At 59.5% G+C, this 15,951-nt stretch carries 12 protein-coding genes; 3 read left to right on the forward strand and 9 right to left on the reverse strand.

The annotated features are described in order from the left end of the window. Window positions 1-55 precede the first annotated feature (55 nt). Window positions 56-1,723: an energy-dependent translational throttle protein EttA gene (gene ettA / locus ROI90_RS10010; RefSeq protein WP_315998204.1), complete on the forward strand. Its 1,668-nt coding sequence runs from the start codon at window positions 56-58 to the stop codon at window positions 1,721-1,723. Between the two features lie 212 nt (window positions 1,724-1,935). Here the strand turns inward: ettA and ROI90_RS10015 are convergent, their stop codons facing one another. Then, window positions 1,936-3,558 carry a Na+/H+ antiporter gene (locus ROI90_RS10015; RefSeq protein ID WP_315998205.1) on the reverse strand — a complete coding sequence of 541 codons (1,623 nt, stop codon included), beginning with the start codon at window positions 3,556-3,558 and terminating at the stop codon, window positions 1,936-1,938. A 383-nt stretch (window positions 3,559-3,941) separates the two neighbouring features. On the opposite strand from ROI90_RS10015, the gene ROI90_RS10020 reads away from it, so the two are divergent. Beyond that, a complete protein-coding gene (locus ROI90_RS10020) occupies window positions 3,942-5,027 on the forward strand; it encodes a PAS domain-containing sensor histidine kinase (protein WP_315998206.1) in 1,086 nt (361 codons plus the stop codon). A gap of 50 nt (window positions 5,028-5,077) precedes the next feature. Here ROI90_RS10020 and ROI90_RS10025 read toward each other — a convergent pair whose 3' ends face one another. From ROI90_RS10025 to ROI90_RS10055, 7 genes are all read right to left on the reverse strand, one after another. Continuing rightward, complete coding sequence (locus tag ROI90_RS10025) at window positions 5,078-5,482, reverse strand: response regulator (protein ID WP_315998207.1); 405 nt, start codon at window positions 5,480-5,482, stop codon at window positions 5,078-5,080. 60 nt (window positions 5,483-5,542) lie between these two features. After that, window positions 5,543-8,995: a PAS domain-containing protein gene (locus ROI90_RS10030; RefSeq protein WP_315998208.1), complete on the reverse strand. Its 3,453-nt coding sequence runs from the start codon at window positions 8,993-8,995 to the stop codon at window positions 5,543-5,545. A gap of 110 nt (window positions 8,996-9,105) precedes the next feature. Continuing rightward, window positions 9,106-10,032 (reverse strand): SMP-30/gluconolactonase/LRE family protein, encoded by a 927-nt coding sequence (locus tag ROI90_RS10035; protein ID WP_315998209.1) that lies wholly within the window; start codon window positions 10,030-10,032, stop codon window positions 9,106-9,108. Window positions 10,033-10,645: 613 nt separating this feature from the next. Continuing rightward, window positions 10,646-10,840 carry a hypothetical protein gene (locus ROI90_RS10040; protein WP_315998210.1) on the reverse strand — a complete coding sequence of 65 codons (195 nt, stop codon included), beginning with the start codon at window positions 10,838-10,840 and terminating at the stop codon, window positions 10,646-10,648. Between the two features lie 366 nt (window positions 10,841-11,206). Then, window positions 11,207-11,461, reverse strand: a complete 255-nt coding sequence (locus ROI90_RS10045; RefSeq protein WP_315998211.1) for a hypothetical protein — start codon at window positions 11,459-11,461, stop codon at window positions 11,207-11,209. A gap of 305 nt (window positions 11,462-11,766) precedes the next feature. Further along, window positions 11,767-12,957 carry a serine protease gene (locus ROI90_RS10050; RefSeq protein WP_315998212.1) on the reverse strand — a complete coding sequence of 397 codons (1,191 nt, stop codon included), beginning with the start codon at window positions 12,955-12,957 and terminating at the stop codon, window positions 11,767-11,769. 82 nt (window positions 12,958-13,039) lie between these two features. Then, the gene (locus tag ROI90_RS10055) at window positions 13,040-13,621 is read right to left on the reverse strand and encodes an RNA polymerase sigma factor (RefSeq protein WP_315998213.1); all 582 of its coding nucleotides are present in this window, start codon (window positions 13,619-13,621) and stop codon (window positions 13,040-13,042) included. A 134-nt stretch (window positions 13,622-13,755) separates the two neighbouring features. On the opposite strand from ROI90_RS10055, the gene ROI90_RS10060 reads away from it, so the two are divergent. Continuing rightward, the gene (locus ROI90_RS10060; protein ID WP_315998214.1) at window positions 13,756-14,001 is read left to right on the forward strand and encodes a hypothetical protein; all 246 of its coding nucleotides are present in this window, start codon (window positions 13,756-13,758) and stop codon (window positions 13,999-14,001) included. 162 nt (window positions 14,002-14,163) lie between these two features. On the opposite strand, the gene ROI90_RS10065 is transcribed toward ROI90_RS10060, so the two are convergent. After that, window positions 14,164-15,930, reverse strand: coding sequence for a hypothetical protein (locus ROI90_RS10065; protein ID WP_315998215.1), 1,767 nt, complete (start codon window positions 15,928-15,930; stop codon window positions 14,164-14,166). Between the last annotated feature and the right edge of the window lie 21 nt (window positions 15,931-15,951).

Here is a 15,951-nt window from a genome sequence, read left to right on the forward strand (position 1 = left end):
CGGCAAACCAGCAAGGCTGCCGCTGTATTATCTGACCTCTGACCAACTCTTGACTATGTCCGACCAACCCACCATTATTTTCTCCATGGCGGGGGTAACCAAAGTGTACCCGCCTCAGAAACAGGTTCTCAAGAACATTTACCTCTCGTTTTTCTACGGGGCCAAAATTGGTGTGCTCGGCCTCAACGGCTCGGGTAAATCCAGCCTGCTGAAAATCATTGCCGGCCAGGATAAGCAGATTCAGGGCGACGTGGTATGGTCGCCGGGCTACTCGGTGGGCTACCTGGAGCAGGAGCCCCAGCTGGACGCCACCAAAACCGTGCGCCAGGTACTAGAGGAAGGCGTGGCCGAAACGGTAGCTTTACTCAAGGAGTTCGACGAAATCAACGAAGCCTTCGGGGCCGAGGATGCCGACTTCGACAAGCTGCTGGAGCGCCAGGGTACCGTGCAGGAGCGCCTCGACCAGCTCGACGCCTGGAACCTCGACAACAAGCTGGAGCGTGCCATGGATGCCCTGCGCACGCCCCCTGAGGAAGCTGTTATCGGCAACCTCTCGGGTGGGGAAAAGCGCCGCGTGGCCCTGTGCCGCCTGCTGCTCCAGGAGCCCGATGTGCTGCTGCTGGACGAACCCACCAACCACTTGGACGCCGAGAGCGTGCTATGGCTGGAGCAGCACTTGCAGCAGTACAAAGGCACCGTAATTGCCGTAACCCACGACCGATACTTCCTCGATAATGTGGCCGGCTGGATTCTGGAGCTGGACCGGGGCGAGGGTATTCCTTGGAAGGGCAACTACAGCAGCTGGTTGGAGCAAAAGTCGAACCGCCTGGCTCAGGAAGAAAAAACTGAGAGCAAGCGCCAGAAAACCCTGCAACGGGAGCTGGAATGGGTACGCATGGCCCCGAAGGCGCGCCAGGCCAAGAGCAAGGCCCGCCTCGCCGGCTACGACAAAATGGTGAACGAGGACTCCCGCGAGAAGGAGCAGAAGCTGGAGCTGTTCATCCCGGATGGTCCGCGCCTGGGCTCCCAAGTGATTGAGGCCGAGGGGCTGCGGAAGGCCTTCGGCGACAAGCTGCTGTTTGATGGCCTGAGCTTCCAGCTGCCCCAGGGCGGTATCGTGGGTATCATCGGGCCGAACGGCGCGGGCAAAACCACCCTGTTCCGCCTCATCACCGACCAGATGCAGCCCGATGCCGGCACGTTCGTGGTGGGCCCCACGGTGCAGACGGCCTACGTGGACCAGCAGCACGACACGCTGGACCCCAACAAATCGGTGTTCGAAACCATTTCGGGCGGCACCGAAACCATGCTGCTGGCCGGCCGGCAGGTGAACTCCCGGGCCTTCGTGAGCAACTTCAACTTCCGGGGCGGCGACCAGGAAAAGAAAGTCGGCAGCCTCTCGGGCGGGGAGCGGAACCGGGTGCACCTGGCCACCACCCTCAAGCAGGGCGCCAACCTGCTGTTGCTCGATGAGCCCACCAACGACTTGGACGTAAACGCCATCCGGGCTTTGGAAGACGCGCTGGAGAACTTCGCCGGTTGCGCCGTGATTATCAGCCACGACCGATGGTTCCTGGACCGCCTGGCTACCCACATCCTGGCCTTCGAGGGCGACTCACAGGTGGTGTGGTTCGAGGGTAACTTCTCCGACTACGAGGAAGCCAAGCGCAAGCGCCTCGGCGACGTGGAGCCCAAGCGGGTGCGGTACCGGAGCCTGAACTAAGTTGTTCGATTAGCTAACTGAAAACGTCCTCTTCTGACTTCGGCCGGAAGAGGACGTTTGGGTTTTGGGGAGGGTGGCGTTTGGGGAAAGCAGAACGTCATGCTGAGCGAAGCCGAAGCATCTCTACCGCTTCGTCCACACGATTGATTTAGCCAGAGGTAGAGATGCTTCGACTGCGCTCAGCATGACGTTCAGGTAGTGTCATCTGTTTCTCAGTGCGGCATATGGCTGATTTTGGCTTCGTCGAGGTCGAGCTGGGCTTCCTGGTGGCGGAGCATTTCTTCCTCGAACACATCCTCGCGGCGCAGCACAAACAGCTCCTCCCGCTGCACCTGCAACACATCCAGCAGCACTTGGTGGTAGCGTTGTAGAGCTTCGCGCTTGGTATCGTCGTAGTCCAGGGCCTCCAGCAGGTTGCCGGTGCGCTGGGCCTCGGCCTGCATGCGGTGCTGTAGGGCGTTAATCATTTCATTGTGCTGAATGTCCTCGGGGTAGTGCCGGGCTAGGTGGGCCAGGGCCACGTGGCGCAGGCGTAGCCGGATGCCAGCTTCTTGGGCATCGGTGGGCATACGCTCTTCCTGGTGGGCGACGCCGGTAAAGCGGATGATGGCCGGCAGCGTGAGCCCCTGAAATACCAGCGTAACCAGAATGACCACGAAGGTGATGAACAGGATAAGGTTGCGCTGCGGAAACTCCTGCCCATTGCTAAGCAGCAGCGGCACCGACAGCGCCGAGGCCAGGGATACCACGCCCCGCATGCCGGCCCAGCCGATGATAACCGGTCCCTGCCAGCCCGGGCTGGTTTCCTGGGTGCGGATGCTGCGAAACAGCCAGCGCGGCACAAACGCGGCCGGAAACATCCACAGCAACCGAATGATGATAACTATAGCGCTGATGATGAGGCCGTAGGTAATGGCCTGCTGCAAAGAGTAGTTGCCCAAGCCCTGCACGGCCACCGGCAGCTCCAGCCCAATCAGGATAAACACCAGGCCATTCAGGGCGAAGCCTACGCTGGCCCACACGCTATTGGTTTGCAGGCGGGTATCAGCGTCGAACACCCGGTGGGAGTGGTAGGATAGTAGCAGCCCCCCGCTCACCACGGCCAGCACCCCCGAGAAGTGAAATTCCTCGGCCAACAGGTACATCACGTAAGGCGCCAGGAAAGTGAGTACTGTATTAATGCTGGGCGTGGTGGGCAGGTATCTATGAATCAGGTAGAAGCCATAGCCCACCACCAGCCCGATGCCCAGGCCCATGCCGCTGGCCAGCAGAAAGCTGGTAATAGCCTGGTGCCAGGAAAAGGTGCCCGTTACCACCGCCGCCAAGGCAAACCGGAATACAATCAGGCTGCTGGCATCGTTGATCAGGCTTTCGCCCTCCAGAATGCTGGTTACGCGGCGTGGCACCTTAATGCCCTTGAGCACGGAGGTAGCTGCTACGGCATCGGGCGGGGAAATGATGCCGCCCAGCAGGAAGCCCAGCGCCAGGGTAAAGCCCGGAATCATAGCCTGGCTCACGTAAGCCACAAGGGTAGCCGTAAAGAACACCAGCCCGAAGGCCAGCAGCGTAATAGGCCGCTTCCAACGCCAGAAATCCTGCCAGGAGGTGTCCCAAGCCGCTTGGTAGAGCAGGGGTGGCAGGAAAATCAGAAAAATCAGGTTGGGGTCGATAACAATAAGCGGCAGACCCGGCACGAAGCTCAGGGCCAGCCCCGCCAGCACCAGAAAAATAGGGTAGGAGATGCGCAGCTTCTGGCTCAGCATTACCAGCAGCAGCATGGCAAACAGCAGCCCCAGTACCAGCAGAATGGTTCCGTGCAAGTTAGTTTCGGGCATAGGCAAGAGTAGGAAGGACAGGCAATAGTAGAGCGGAAATATAGCTACAAGGCAGAAGGAGAATCCTAATTGACAAGCGGAAAGTAGGAGCAAGGCTCAACCAGAAAGAGTTTACTGACCCCCCACAGGACTATCGTGGCAACCCCAACTACTATATAGTGGTACTGCATGGGGGACTTGTGGCTGGTTGGGTCTTCTGGGCTAAGCTGGTTGCGCCGCTGTATTTACTCAAACAGCGCTACTGCCTTATTGAGCACCTTTGGTTGTTTATTACTTCAGCTCCGTACTGTGCTTAGCTTACAGTTGTGGGTGCCCGCCTGTGCCTTCAGTACTTTCGCGGGTTACAGCTCCAACCCCAGGCTCTGCCCTCCACCAATACCCATATGCAGGAATTCCTTCCCTTGCTCCACCCGTTGTTGACTCATTCCAAGGCCGTAAACTTTGTGCTTCGGGAGGCGGATAAGCGCATTGTGTACCTGAGTGAGGCCTATGAGCAGGTATTCGGCGACCCGGCCGCCCATGCCACCGAGGACTGGCCCCACTGGCTGCAGCGTGTGCATCCCGATGATCGTAGGCTAATTGTCGACCAGCTCCGGGAGGCGGAAGAAGGCCAGCTTATCGAGGGTCTGCAACTTCGGGTAGCCCAATCGGAAGGGCGCACGCAATGGCTGCGCCTGGCCATATGCCGCGTCCGGGATGCAGCGGGCGCGAAGTACCTGAGTGGGAGCCTGCGTGACAATACTGCCGCGCGGGAGGTTGCCATCAACGCCCATAAATTCAACACCAAGAAGAACGCCACCCTGGAAATACTCTCCCACGATTTGGCGGCGCCGCTGGCTTTGCTGCAGCAGCTCACCGAACACCTGCGGCATGAAACCGGCCCGGTTAGCGAGGAGGCCCGGCGGGTACTGGAGCTCATGGAGCGTACCTGCCGGGAGGGCGTCACACTGATTCGGGACTTCGTCGACAATGAGTTTATGGAGTCGGCCAGCGTGAAGATGAAGTGGGAACGGGCCGACCTGGGTGCCTGGCTACAAGCCCTCATGGAAGAGTATCAGGGCTCTGAGCGTCATACGCACCTGCAGTTCAGCTGCACACTACCGCCCGTACCCGTGTACGTGAACATGGACATCAACAAGTTTCAGCAGGTTGTGAACAACCTGGTATCGAATGCTATTAAGTTTACCCCCGACGGCGGCCACATTGCCCTGAGTTTGGAGCAGCACAAGAACCGGGCGGTAGTACGGGTAGTCGACAACGGGGTGGGCATTCCGGCGTCCGTACAGCCCGTGCTTTTTGACAAGTTCACGCCCGCCCGTCGGCCCGGCCTGCGCGGCGAGAAAACCACCGGCCTGGGCATGTCCATTATTCAAACTATTGTGGAGCTGCACCACGGGCGCATCACGTTTGAAAGCACGGAAGGGCAGGGCAGCACCTTTATCGTGGAGCTGCCCGCCGAAGTGATATAGCGTTCCTCTTTTCCGCCAGGGCTGGGCAGAAAACGGGTGCTATGCCCGGCTTAAAAGTGATTGTGCAGGATGTCCTGAATTTTCTCCGTAGTCAGTGGCTTGCTGATAAAGCCGGCAACTATGGCCATCTGCTCTACCCGGGCTACGTCGCGGGGGTGGAGGGAGGTGGTGAGCATGACAATAATGGTGGGCCGCTGCATGGCCGCCGGTAGCTGTTTGTAGGTCTGCAGAAACTCAATGCCGTTCATGCCCGGCATGTTCACATCCAGCAGAATCAGGGCCGGGCAGTCGGTAGCCGGGGAGGTGCAGAGCTCCTGCACGCGGGCCATGGCCTGCTCCCCATTTAGGGCAACCAGCACATTATTGGTTACCTGCAGCCGAGTTAACAGGTTTTTATTCAGAAAGTTGGTAGTCTGGTCGTCATCTACCAGAAGTACACTCGACAGTGTTTTCATGCGGTAACAGGTACAGAACGGCGGTAAGGCAGGGGCCGTGCGGCTACACCTATACGAGCGTCAGCGCCGAAAGTACACGGTAAAGGTGGCTCCGGCGCCTGGCTGGCTCCGAACCTGAATGTGGCCCCCGGCATTTTCCACCACTCGCTTGACCATGTACAAGCCGATACCCGAGCCCTCCACGTGGGCATGGAAGCGGCGAAACATCTGGAACATTTCCGGCTGTCGGCTTTCCTCAATGCCCAGCCCGTTGTCCTGCACCTCCAGTACCACAAAGGCTTCCTCAGTGCGGCAGCTGATCTGTACTTGCGGCGGAAAGGTGGGGCGGTGATACTTGAGGGCGTTGCTGAGCAGATTGTACACTACGGAGCGCAGGTTTTTGGCCGAAAAAGGCACGCTGGCGCAGTCCGTTACGTTTATTTCTACCTCAGCACCGGTGGCCTGGATCAGCGGCTGCAAATCCTGACAAACGTCCTCTACTACCGGGGCCAGGGAGGTGTCCTGGGCAGGGCGGTCAAACTCGCGCTGGAGCTTGGTCACGTCGCTCAGGTGCTCAATGGTGCGCTTAAACCGCTCCACGGCCGCCTGCATCATGGCCAGTACCGGTTGCAGCTCCGCCGTCAGGGGCAGGTCGGTGGGCAGCTGGTCCTGCATCAGGTATACCAGACCTTCGATGTTGGTGATAGGGGCTTTGAGGTCGTGGGACGCCGTGTAAATAAAGTTGTCCAGGTCTACGTTGGTTCGCCGGAGCTGCTCATTACTGGCCTGCAAATCCGCATTTAGCGCCTCCGCCCGGTCGCGGGCCGTGCGCAGTTTGGTAGTAAGGCGCTGCAGGGCCTGCTCGCCCTGTTTCTGCTCATGAATATCGAATACCGTACCCACGAACCCATCAAACTCGCCGGTGTGCGTAAACCGGGGCAGGCCGCTGTCAATGGCCCAGCGGTAACGCCCATCCTGCCGGCGCAGGCGGTAGAGCAGGCTGAATGGGGCCTGGCGGAAGGCGGCGGCCTCGAAGGTGGTGTAAGTGGCCTGCAGGTCGTCGGGGTGCACGGCATCCAGCCAGCCCCGGCCAAGTCCGGTGGCTTCCGTCTGACCGGTGTAGTCGTACCACTGCTGGTTGAGGTAGATGCACTGGCCAGCCGTATCAGTCACCCAAATCATGCTTGGGACGTTGTTGGCCATCTGGCGCAGGTACTGCTCATTACGCTCCAACACGCGCCGGGCCTGCACCTGGTCGGTTACCTCATGGGCAAACACCACTATGCCATCTACGCCAGCATCGGCGTTGCGCCGGGCCTGGTAGGTGAAGGTCCAGAATATCTCCTCCAGCGGCCCTCCTTCGTGGCGGGCCAGCCGGAGCGGAACTTCCTGGAATACGGCGGTTTCTCCGCTGCTATACACCTGTTCCAGTACCTCATACACAAAAGTGCCCACTACTTCTGGCAGCGCCTCGCGCATGGGCTTGCCCAGCAACTCCCGCCCCGGAAAAATGCGCTGATACGCCGGATTTACCAGTTGGTACACAAACTCTGGCCCATCAAGAATTACGATGGGTGCCGGGGCTTCCATGAAAAGCTTGTGCAGAAGCTGCTGCTGCCGCTCAGCATCCTGGCGGGCTTCTACCAGGGCCGTTACATCGTTAACCACGGCCACGGCTCCTACTACCTGCCCGTTCTGCACGTCGGGCACGTAGCTGGCCTGCACATGGCGGCGCGTGCCATCGGTATACGTCAGGCGCGTTTCGAAATCCACCCGCTCGCCGCCCATTACTTGCTCCAGGTAACCCCGTACTTTTTGGTAAGCAGGCTCGCCTATCACGTCGCGCACGGGGCGCCCTACCAGGCCGGTAGTTGGGTCGCGCCACCAATGCTCGTAGGCCTTATTAACAAAGCGGTAGGTTTCGGTGTGGTCGATGTAACTGATAAGCACGGGCAGCGCATCCGTAATCAGCTCCAATTGCCTGGCCGAGGCCTCGCTGGCTTGGCGGGCCTGCACCTGTTCCGTAACTTCAAAGGCAAACACCACCACGCCATCCACCGCGCCCTGCTCATTATAGTAGGCCTGCTGGATGTAGTTGAAGTAGCGGTTCTGTGGCACTCCGCTGGTGGGGTGGGCCAGCGGAATGAGCATGCTCAGCTCCTGGTGCATCTGGCCCGTCTCGTACACTCCTCGGAAAGTGTGATACACGGCGTGCTCCTGAATTTCGGGTAGCGCCGTCAAGATGGGCTTACCCAACAGCTCCCGCCCCGGAAACAGCTGCTGGTACGCCGGGTTCACCAGTTCGTACACCAGCTTCGGGCCCCGCAGAATGCAGATGGCTGCCGGAGCTTGCATAAACAGGCGCTGCAGGTGGGCGCGCTGGCGCTCTGCTTCGGCGCGGGCCGCCTGCGTTTCCTGGGTGCGCAGGCTCACGCGGGTTTCCAGCTCCTGGTTAAGCAGTTGCAGTTGGTGCTGGGTGCGCTGCAGCTCGGCGTTGCTGAGGTGGAACTCCTCGTTGCTGGCCTGCAGCTCTTCGTTAGTGGCGGCTAGTTCCTCGTTGGCTTTACCTAGCCGCTGGTTGAGGTGCTGTACCTGCTGGTGAGCCAGTACCTGCGGGCTAATATCGTAGGCGAAAATAGTTATGCCCGTTACGGCCCTGGCCGCGCTACGAATAGCCTGGTAAGTGAAGTTGAAGTACACTGGCTCCGGTCGGCCCGAGTTGCTCCGGTCAATATATACTATCTGCTCCCGACCGTGGTAGGTTTCGCCGGTTCGGTACACGCCCTCCAGCAGGTCGAAGAAGGGCTGCCCCTCCAGGTCGGGCCAGGCCTGGCGTAAAGGGCGGCCCAGCAGGAGCCGCTCCCCAACCAGCTCCTGATAAAGCGGGTTGACGAGGGTGAACACTAAGTCTGGCCCTTCCAGGGTGGCAATACAGGCAGGGGCCTGCATAAACAGCTGGTGCAGGTGCTGGCGCTGGGTTTCGGCCTCACTACGGGTTTGCGCCAGGCCCTGGGAGAGGGTGGCCAACTGCTGGCGGGCGGCTTGCAGTTGCTGATGCAGCGCCTCCAGCTGCCCGGTAGCCTGGTTTTCGGTGGCTACCGGCGGCAGGGGCGTAGTGGGCTGCGCTGGCCGCTGGGTTTGGCTGGGTGGTTCGGGCACGCTAAAGCGCACCAGCAGCACCTCTGCGTGGCGGCTAGCCACTATATGTAGGGGCGTACCAGTAGGCGTATACCCATCCAACTCCAAACTAATGGTGCCTGCTTCGGCCCGAAACATGTTTTGATAGAAGGAGAAGACGGACCCTGGCTCGTTGCCGGAATACAGCTCGGCGTGCGTGCGGGTGGGCCGTTCGGGCAACTGCAGGAGTTGTTGCGCGGCCGGGTTCAGGTAGTCATAGACAAAATCAACCGGCTCGGGGCTTCCCGCCCTGAACGTAGGCCGCAACAGGGCCATGGCCACAGCAGACCAAGCCAAAGCCGTTTGCAGCAGACTATCGGGGGTAGCAGCGGAAGTATCAGCAGGGCGAGGACTCACCGGGAATAGGCAAAAAAGCAGAACGAGGCAGGGGGTAGCTACCCGGGTAAAATGATATCAGCACAAAAGAAGAGAATTCTCAGTCTGCACTAAACATCTTTGCGCAGCTTCTACTGTGCGCCCCGTACCCGCATGGGGAGTATATATACGGCCTCGGAGGCAGTAATGAACAAGGTGTCCCGCTTTTTACCAGCAAAGCACACATTGGCCGTCCACTTCTCCGGAATGGCAATCTGCTCAATTTTCTGGCCGGCGGGGCTGTACACGGTTACGCCGTTGCCCGTCAGGTACACGTTGCCTTGCCGGTCAATGGTCATACCGTCGGAGCCCTGTTCCACGAACAGTTGCCGATTCTGCAGCCGGCCATCGGGCCCAATCTGGTAACGGTAGGTTTTGCCGGCTCCAATGTCGGCCACGTACAGCAGCTTACCATCAGGCGTGCCGATGATGCCGTTGGGCTGCTGCAGCTTGTCATCCACGGGCACGGCAGTGGTCTGGTTGGGGGGCAGGTAATACACTTTCTGTCCGCCCAGGTTGGGGTCGGGGGCCTGGCGCGTCCAGTAGGGCCGCTGGTAGTAAGGGTCAGTGAAGTAGATGCCCCCGGTTTTAGGCTGCACCCATAGGTCATTGGGGCCGTTAAGAGTATGGCCCTGTACGTCCCGTAGCCGGACGGTTACTGTGCCATCGGGGGCAATAGACCATAGCTGGTTGTGTTCATCGGCGCAAGCCAGTAAGTTGCCTTTCTGGTCGAAATACGTGCCGTTGGCGCGGCCCGCTGGCTCCAGAAAAATAGAGAGCTGTCCGCGGGTGTCATACTTCCAGATCCGGTTGTTGGGCTGATCGGTAAAGAACACGTTGCCGGCTCTATCCACGGCTGGGCCCTCGGTGAAGCTAAATTGCCGGGATACCAGCCGGGGGGTAGCCCCAGCCGCCACTACGGAGTTGGAGCTGGACTGAGCATTGGCCGAAACAGCGCCAAGGGCTCCGAGTAGTAGTATTCCAACGGCCGCAAGCGGGTAAAAAGAGCAGTATTTCATAGCAAAGAAACAGGAACAGCCAGGCCAACGGGCACCGGTGCATATTCCCAAGACGAAAACCGGCGCCAATTGGCTGCACAGGCCCAGGTGTTTTAGGCTGCTTCCCGCATTTATCCCTGGGGTTTCAGTCCGTAAGTCGGCCCGCAGCACCCTTCTGCGAGATGCAGTTTGTGCTGCGGGCCCCTGCCTTTTCCGCTTCTTAGACCCACCCGCAAGCTTGTACCCCTAGCGGCGAATGGCGTCTTCTCGGCCCCGGCCTGATACCTAGCCAAAGCAGCGGAGTGGAGTTTTGCCAAAATGAGGAGGGCGCGCCCTACTACCAGCCGCTACTGGCTGGCAATGGGACGCGCCTGATGACTGGGCCACGCAGTGGGGCATGGCCGTAAAAACGTTGAAAATAGGATAGCCACTGGCCCACCCTGCCAGTACCCGATGGGCGGTGCTCAGCCAGAGAATGGTTTAGCCAACCAGCCTGCTGGTGAAGGACTGCGTTGCACACCTCCTAACCACACTGGGACGGACGATGGGCCGCTGCAAAAGAGCTTCGACATGTTGCGCAGTGTTCTCTCACGGGTTTACAGCTGCGTGTTTCCCTTGCGGAATAGGCGGAAAACTACCGTAGCAGTTCGTTACGCCGTAGCGCCTTTGCATACGCCGACTCTGGCAAGCGCCGGCCGAACAACTTGTTCAGCTTCTTCTTCGGCGACACCTTAAGGCTCTTTTTGGTGGGCTCAGGCCCGGCCAAGGTTTCAGGGGCAAAATAGCCAGCTGCTCCGGCCAGCAACAGGAAAGTAGCAACAGTTTTCATACCGCATCTATTGAAGTGATGATAAGGGCACCTACCGACGGCGGGAGCGAAGACGGCGGTAAGCTGGCGTGTGGCTACGCTTCTTGCGCTTAAACCAAGTGGGCACCTCTGACGTCTCTGCCTCACTACTTACTAATACGGCGCTGTTAATAGGAGTTGACGCCAGGGGGACAGCCGCCTCAGAGGATGCAAGGAAGGGTGCGACCAGAAGAGCGAGGAAAGTAGCTTGCATAGCTTAAAAGATGATTTGGTTGTGTTAATGCAAGTATAAGTTAAATATTTTATTACTTAAATTATAATAATGAAAAAACATCAAAAAAGCCTCTCCCGAATGGGGAGAGGCTTTCTGAAGTAACTGAAGGTTTCCTATTGCTCGTGGGTGTCGGCTTCGGCTATCTTCGCAGTGGCAAAAATGGCTATGCTAGCCAGTACGGCCACTCCAATGATGAGCTGAGTGGAGGTAAAGCGCTGCGAGGCTTTACGCAACAGGGCACTGCCGTTCTTCAGCAAGTCATCTAGTTGGTCTTGCTCACCTTTGAACACACCGTAGGCGCTTTGCAGGGTATTGATGATGTCCTCAGGAACAATTTTTTCGATTTCTTTGGGGAGTTGGTTGCTCATAATGAGGAAAGGCAGAGAGGTGAAGAATAAAGTGGAAATGCCGCTAGGCATTCCCGAAGGCTCTGTACGCAGTTCAGGATATTTTTGATACCTCCTTTTGGCGCCCGTTAGCAAGTCTTTTTTCTACTGTTCACCTTGCCCCCGGCTACCGAAACCAGAATGCATCATAACCTCTCACCGACCCGCCCCGACCTGCCCCCTAAAGCATAAGAGGAGATGCCTGCGCTGAAACCCAGCAACAAAGGCACAGAAAAGCCCCGCCGGATACCGGCGGGGCTTTTCTGTGCGGGCAAAAAAGGCGAAATCTACTCGTACACTTTCACTACAAACACATAGTCCTGGAGCTTACGGATCTGCTGTGGCCGGGAGGTGCCAGTCAGCAGGTTGGTGCGGGGCATATTGTAGGGTTTGCCCGCGCCGGCCGTGCCCAGCGAGTCAACCAAGCGCATCAGATACGACGACTTAGTAGCAAAGGCGGCGCTTTGCACATCCATTTGCCGCCCGCTGATGATGCCAATCAGGTTGCCCCGGTCATCCAGCAGCGGCCCGCCCGAGTTGCCAGGGTTTACCGGAATACTGATCTGGTAGAAGCCCGTGTCGCCCTCAAAACCTGAGCGGGCGCTCAACGAACCATCGTTAAACACCAAGTCCTCGCGTGGGTAGCCCAGCGTGTACACCCGCTCCCCTAGCTCCGACTGCCCCCGCTTAAACGAGTAGGGCAGGCGGCCAAAGCCTTTGAAATCTTTGTCTTTGATTTGCAGGATGGCCAGATCATGGGCCACGTCGGTGAATACCGTTTCGGCGCGGTAGCGCTGCCGGTCCTTGCTCTCAATCAGTAAGGAGTCGGCACCCTGAATAACGTGGTAGCTGGTAACCAAGTAGCCATCGGCCGTGAGGGCAAAGCCGGTGCCGCTGAACTTGCCCGGGTTGCTTCTTTCCGGCTGCGAAACGTCCATCTGGTTGAGGGTCCGGTTCATGGAGCGCTGGTTGCGCTTGATGCGCTCCACTTCCCGGCGCAGCACCGTGTAGCCGTACAAGGAGGGCTTCTGCACGGCCCGGTACATTTCCATCCCCAGCAGCGTGGTGAATACGGCTAGCACCGCCACGGCCGCGGCCACCATCATGGTAGCGCGGTGGCCCTGCCAGAAAGCGCGCAGCTTTTCCTCGGTGCGCGAAATGCGCAGAGCCGGGCGGGGGGCGCGGCCCGTGGAGAACTGCTCGTGGCGCTCATCTTCCTCGGCGGCTTTGGCCAGGGGTGTAAGGCGTACGGCGCGCTCCGCGTCCATATCAGCATGAATGGCGTGGAGCTTGCGGCGCAGGGCCAGCCGGCGGCCATAGGCCGTGAGTGTACCCGTCAGCTCCTCAAACTCGTGCAGGCGCTGCGCCAGCTGCGGGTCGGCGGCGAGGCGGTGCTCCAGGGCGGTGCGCTCCTCCTCGGCCAACCCGCCGGAGCGGTAAGCGTCGAATAAGGCGTAATAGTCAGCTTCTGTTTTCATGCTTTTGTAGTGCCTAGTGCGTAGTGCGTAGCGCTTAGTCTATTCAACAAAGCACTGCGTACTACGCCCTATCAACTAAACTCTATATCTGTTCCTGGTATTGGTTGAAAAATAGCTTCTTCAAACGTACCAAGCATTTGTATTTCTGGTTCTTAGCGTTGTCGGCATTGGTGTAGCCGAACTCAGCCGTGAGTTGCTGCATGGACTTATCAAGCAGATAAAATCCTTCTAGAAGCGAACGGCACGGCTCCCCAATACGGTCCAGAGCCTGAGCCATGGTGCCCAGCCGCCGGTCCCGCTCTTCGGCTTCCTCCAGGTCGGCCTCGGCCCCAGTTTCCAGAAAGGGCTCGTGGTCGTCGAGGCGGCCGCCGAAGCGGGTTTTGTCGGTGAGGCGCTTAAGCCAGAGACGGCGGCACACCGCGTAGAGGTAAGTTTTGATCTGGCAGCTCAGCTCCAAAGAGCCGTCACGCACCTTCTCATAAAATACCATTACGCCCTCCTGGTACACGTCCTTGGCTTCGTCCTCCGTGCCGCTATTCTGCAGCACGTAGTGCGAAATCATGGGGAAGTGTAACCGGTAGAGCTGCGCCAGCGCCCGGTCATCGTCGCGGCGGATGGCCGCCACAAACTCCTCATCGGTGTAGGAAGGTTGGCCCTTACCCATTCGCTTTGTGGCTTAATACGATGAGAAAGGCGGAGTAACCCGCCAGAAAAATATTTTTCGAAAGAGGGTTACCAACTTCGAATACCGGTATTAAGGGCGTTTTTTGGACCAATTTTCTCAAACCTACTAGTACAATGAAGAACCTCCTGAAGGTATCCGCTCTGGCCGTTGTTTTCGCTGCTACCCTCGCTTCCTGCGAGACCAAGAAAGCTGAAGAAACCACCACGACCACGGAAGCTACGACTACCGAAGCTACTACGGTTACCACTGACACCACGGTTGCTGCTCCCGCTACCACTGACACCACCGCTGCTGCTACCACTGCTGCTCCGGCTGCCACTACCACGGAAGCTACCACCACCACCACGGAAGTTAAGTAATTAAGCGCCGGCTTAGCCCGTACCTAATTACAACAGCCCGGGTTTCGCTATGGCGAGGCCCGGGCTGTTTTTTTGCCCGGAGCCAAGCCGAAAGATACTAGGATTTGCCGGGTTAGCTCGGCTGTCGTTGGGGGTGGTGGGGACTTGGTTCTGCGGTTGGCGCTAGAGCTTCTCTTCCACCCACAACAGGCCCGCCCCTAGTACAAACAGGCCAAAGCCGAGCCACCGGGGCCAGGTAGTGGTGGCCGTTGCTGGTGCCCCAACCACGGCCTGAGCGCCCGTGGCAGCGTTTTGTCGCGCTGCCCGCTGCCATTCCACAAACCGGGGCAGGGGCCAGGCCATTGAATCATACACGTAGAAGTGCCGGCTGGTGCTACCCACGCGGGCCTCGTGCCAACCAGGCGCGGCAGCCCAGTACGGGGCCGTAGTCCATTCCGGAACGGTGGCATCCTGGCGCCGGACCAGTGTAGTTGTGTTTCCGGGGCTGATAATGGTGAGGGGGCTGCGGGTAGCCGGGCCTTCATAGCGGAGCACAACCGGCTCGGCCGGGCGTGGCCAAGAGGATAGCAACCGGAGTTCAGAGGTAGTTTGGGCGGGCCTCACTGCGGACAGCAGCTGGCTCCAGTAGGCGTGGTACACCCCCAGCTGGCGCTGCAACAACCAGGGAAAAGTTTCGGTGACGGTGGTAACGGCTACCTGCCCCAGCCCCAGGCGGCGGCTGGCGGCGGCTACCTGCTGGCTGGCAGTGCTGAGCAGCGGCCGTAAGCTTGCTGAATTCAGGAGCACATGCGTGGCCGGTGACGGAGTCGGCTGGGTAGTACCCGGCCACTGCAGGGGCAGGGCAGCGGCATTGGCTGGCCGGGCCTGCAGCCGGAAAGCGGCGCCGCCTGGCAGCTGGCGCGGAATAGCGGAGCCATCGGCCAGGAGCAGCACGTTGCAGGTGCCCGTGCGCACACTCTGGCTCAGGGCCTGACTTTCATCAGCGGATAAGCTGGCCAGCGCGTCGTTATCGAGCAGGAGCACATCGAAGGTGGCCAGCAAGCGGGGGGTGAGGCGGCTTAAGTTGAGCGGGGTAGGTAGGTTGAGAAACTCCGTTTGAGCTAGGCCCCGGCTAACGCCGATGCGCAGAGCCACTTTGTGCTGACGAGCCGCCAACTCATCCTTTAGAAACCGGATTTCGAAGGAGGGCGCGGAGGCCAGTATCAATAGCCGCAGGGGTTGAGTGGGCAGTATCTCCACGGGTACCGGTTCCTGGGCCAGGAGCCGGCCTTTTTGGTGAGCCTGTACCTGATAAACGGTCGTGCCGACAGCCTTGGGAGTGAAGCGCAACCGGAAAGAGCCGCGCCCAGCAGGCAGCTGCACTGAGTCGCGGGGGGCACCGGCCGCCAGCAGCCGCACCCACACTGGCCCCGCAGTTGGAGCGCTGAAAGAACCTTCTATCTGCCAGGGCTGGCCCAGCTCAGGCTGCGTAGGCCAAGCGGCCATGGCGAAGCCCACACGGGAAGCATCGGCGTGCGGAACCAGGTGCAAGCCTTGCAGGGCGGCTACATCGGCAACGGGTAGCCCCTGGCCCAGCACGTGCAAACGCGTTATGCCGGGCAGCAACTGGCGTACAGCTGCCACATTCGGAATGGTGGTAGTATCATCGGCCCGATGCGGGGCCAGCCGCCATACCGGGGTGCCCGCCGCCACCTGGCGTTGCAGGGCCTGAAGCGTATCAGCAGAGTAGCCATCCGTGAGCAGAATGGCCGAAGCAGGAGCCGGTTGCGTGAAGCTGCGGGTAGGTGGAAACGCGGCAAGGCCCAGCCCGGCGGCGGCCAGCAGCCCGGCTAGCAGCCGTAGACCCCGCCGCCGGGTATCGGCGCGGCGAATGGCCAGCACAGTCAACAGCACCGCCAACAGCAGGCAAAGAGCAACAGCGTACAACATTCGAGGAACGGAAGAAAAAGA

Source organism: Hymenobacter endophyticus (assembly GCF_032464715.1).
Classification (GTDB): domain Bacteria; phylum Bacteroidota; class Bacteroidia; order Cytophagales; family Hymenobacteraceae; genus Hymenobacter; species Hymenobacter endophyticus.

What these genes read in the sequence shown, in the direction of transcription:
- ROI90_RS10045 (WP_315998211.1), bottom strand. Translation starts at nt 11,461, where the DNA reads ATGAGCAACCAACTCCCCAAAGAAATCGAAAAAATTGTTCCTGAGGAC.
- ROI90_RS10065 (WP_315998215.1), bottom strand. Translation starts at nt 15,930, where the DNA reads ATGTTGTACGCTGTTGCTCTTTGCCTGCTGTTGGCGGTGCTGTTGACT.
- ROI90_RS10055 (WP_315998213.1), bottom strand. Translation starts at nt 13,621, where the DNA reads ATGGGTAAGGGCCAACCTTCCTACACCGATGAGGAGTTTGTGGCGGCC.
- ROI90_RS10035 (WP_315998209.1), bottom strand. Translation starts at nt 10,032, where the DNA reads ATGAAATACTGCTCTTTTTACCCGCTTGCGGCCGTTGGAATACTACTA.
- ROI90_RS10040 (WP_315998210.1), bottom strand. Translation starts at nt 10,840, where the DNA reads ATGAAAACTGTTGCTACTTTCCTGTTGCTGGCCGGAGCAGCTGGCTAT.
- ettA (WP_315998204.1), top strand. Translation starts at nt 56, where the DNA reads ATGTCCGACCAACCCACCATTATTTTCTCCATGGCGGGGGTAACCAAA.
- ROI90_RS10015 (WP_315998205.1), bottom strand. Translation starts at nt 3,558, where the DNA reads ATGCCCGAAACTAACTTGCACGGAACCATTCTGCTGGTACTGGGGCTG.
- ROI90_RS10060 (WP_315998214.1), top strand. Translation starts at nt 13,756, where the DNA reads ATGAAGAACCTCCTGAAGGTATCCGCTCTGGCCGTTGTTTTCGCTGCT.
- ROI90_RS10025 (WP_315998207.1), bottom strand. Translation starts at nt 5,482, where the DNA reads ATGAAAACACTGTCGAGTGTACTTCTGGTAGATGACGACCAGACTACC.
- ROI90_RS10050 (WP_315998212.1), bottom strand. Translation starts at nt 12,957, where the DNA reads ATGAAAACAGAAGCTGACTATTACGCCTTATTCGACGCTTACCGCTCC.
- ROI90_RS10020 (WP_315998206.1), top strand. Translation starts at nt 3,942, where the DNA reads ATGCAGGAATTCCTTCCCTTGCTCCACCCGTTGTTGACTCATTCCAAG.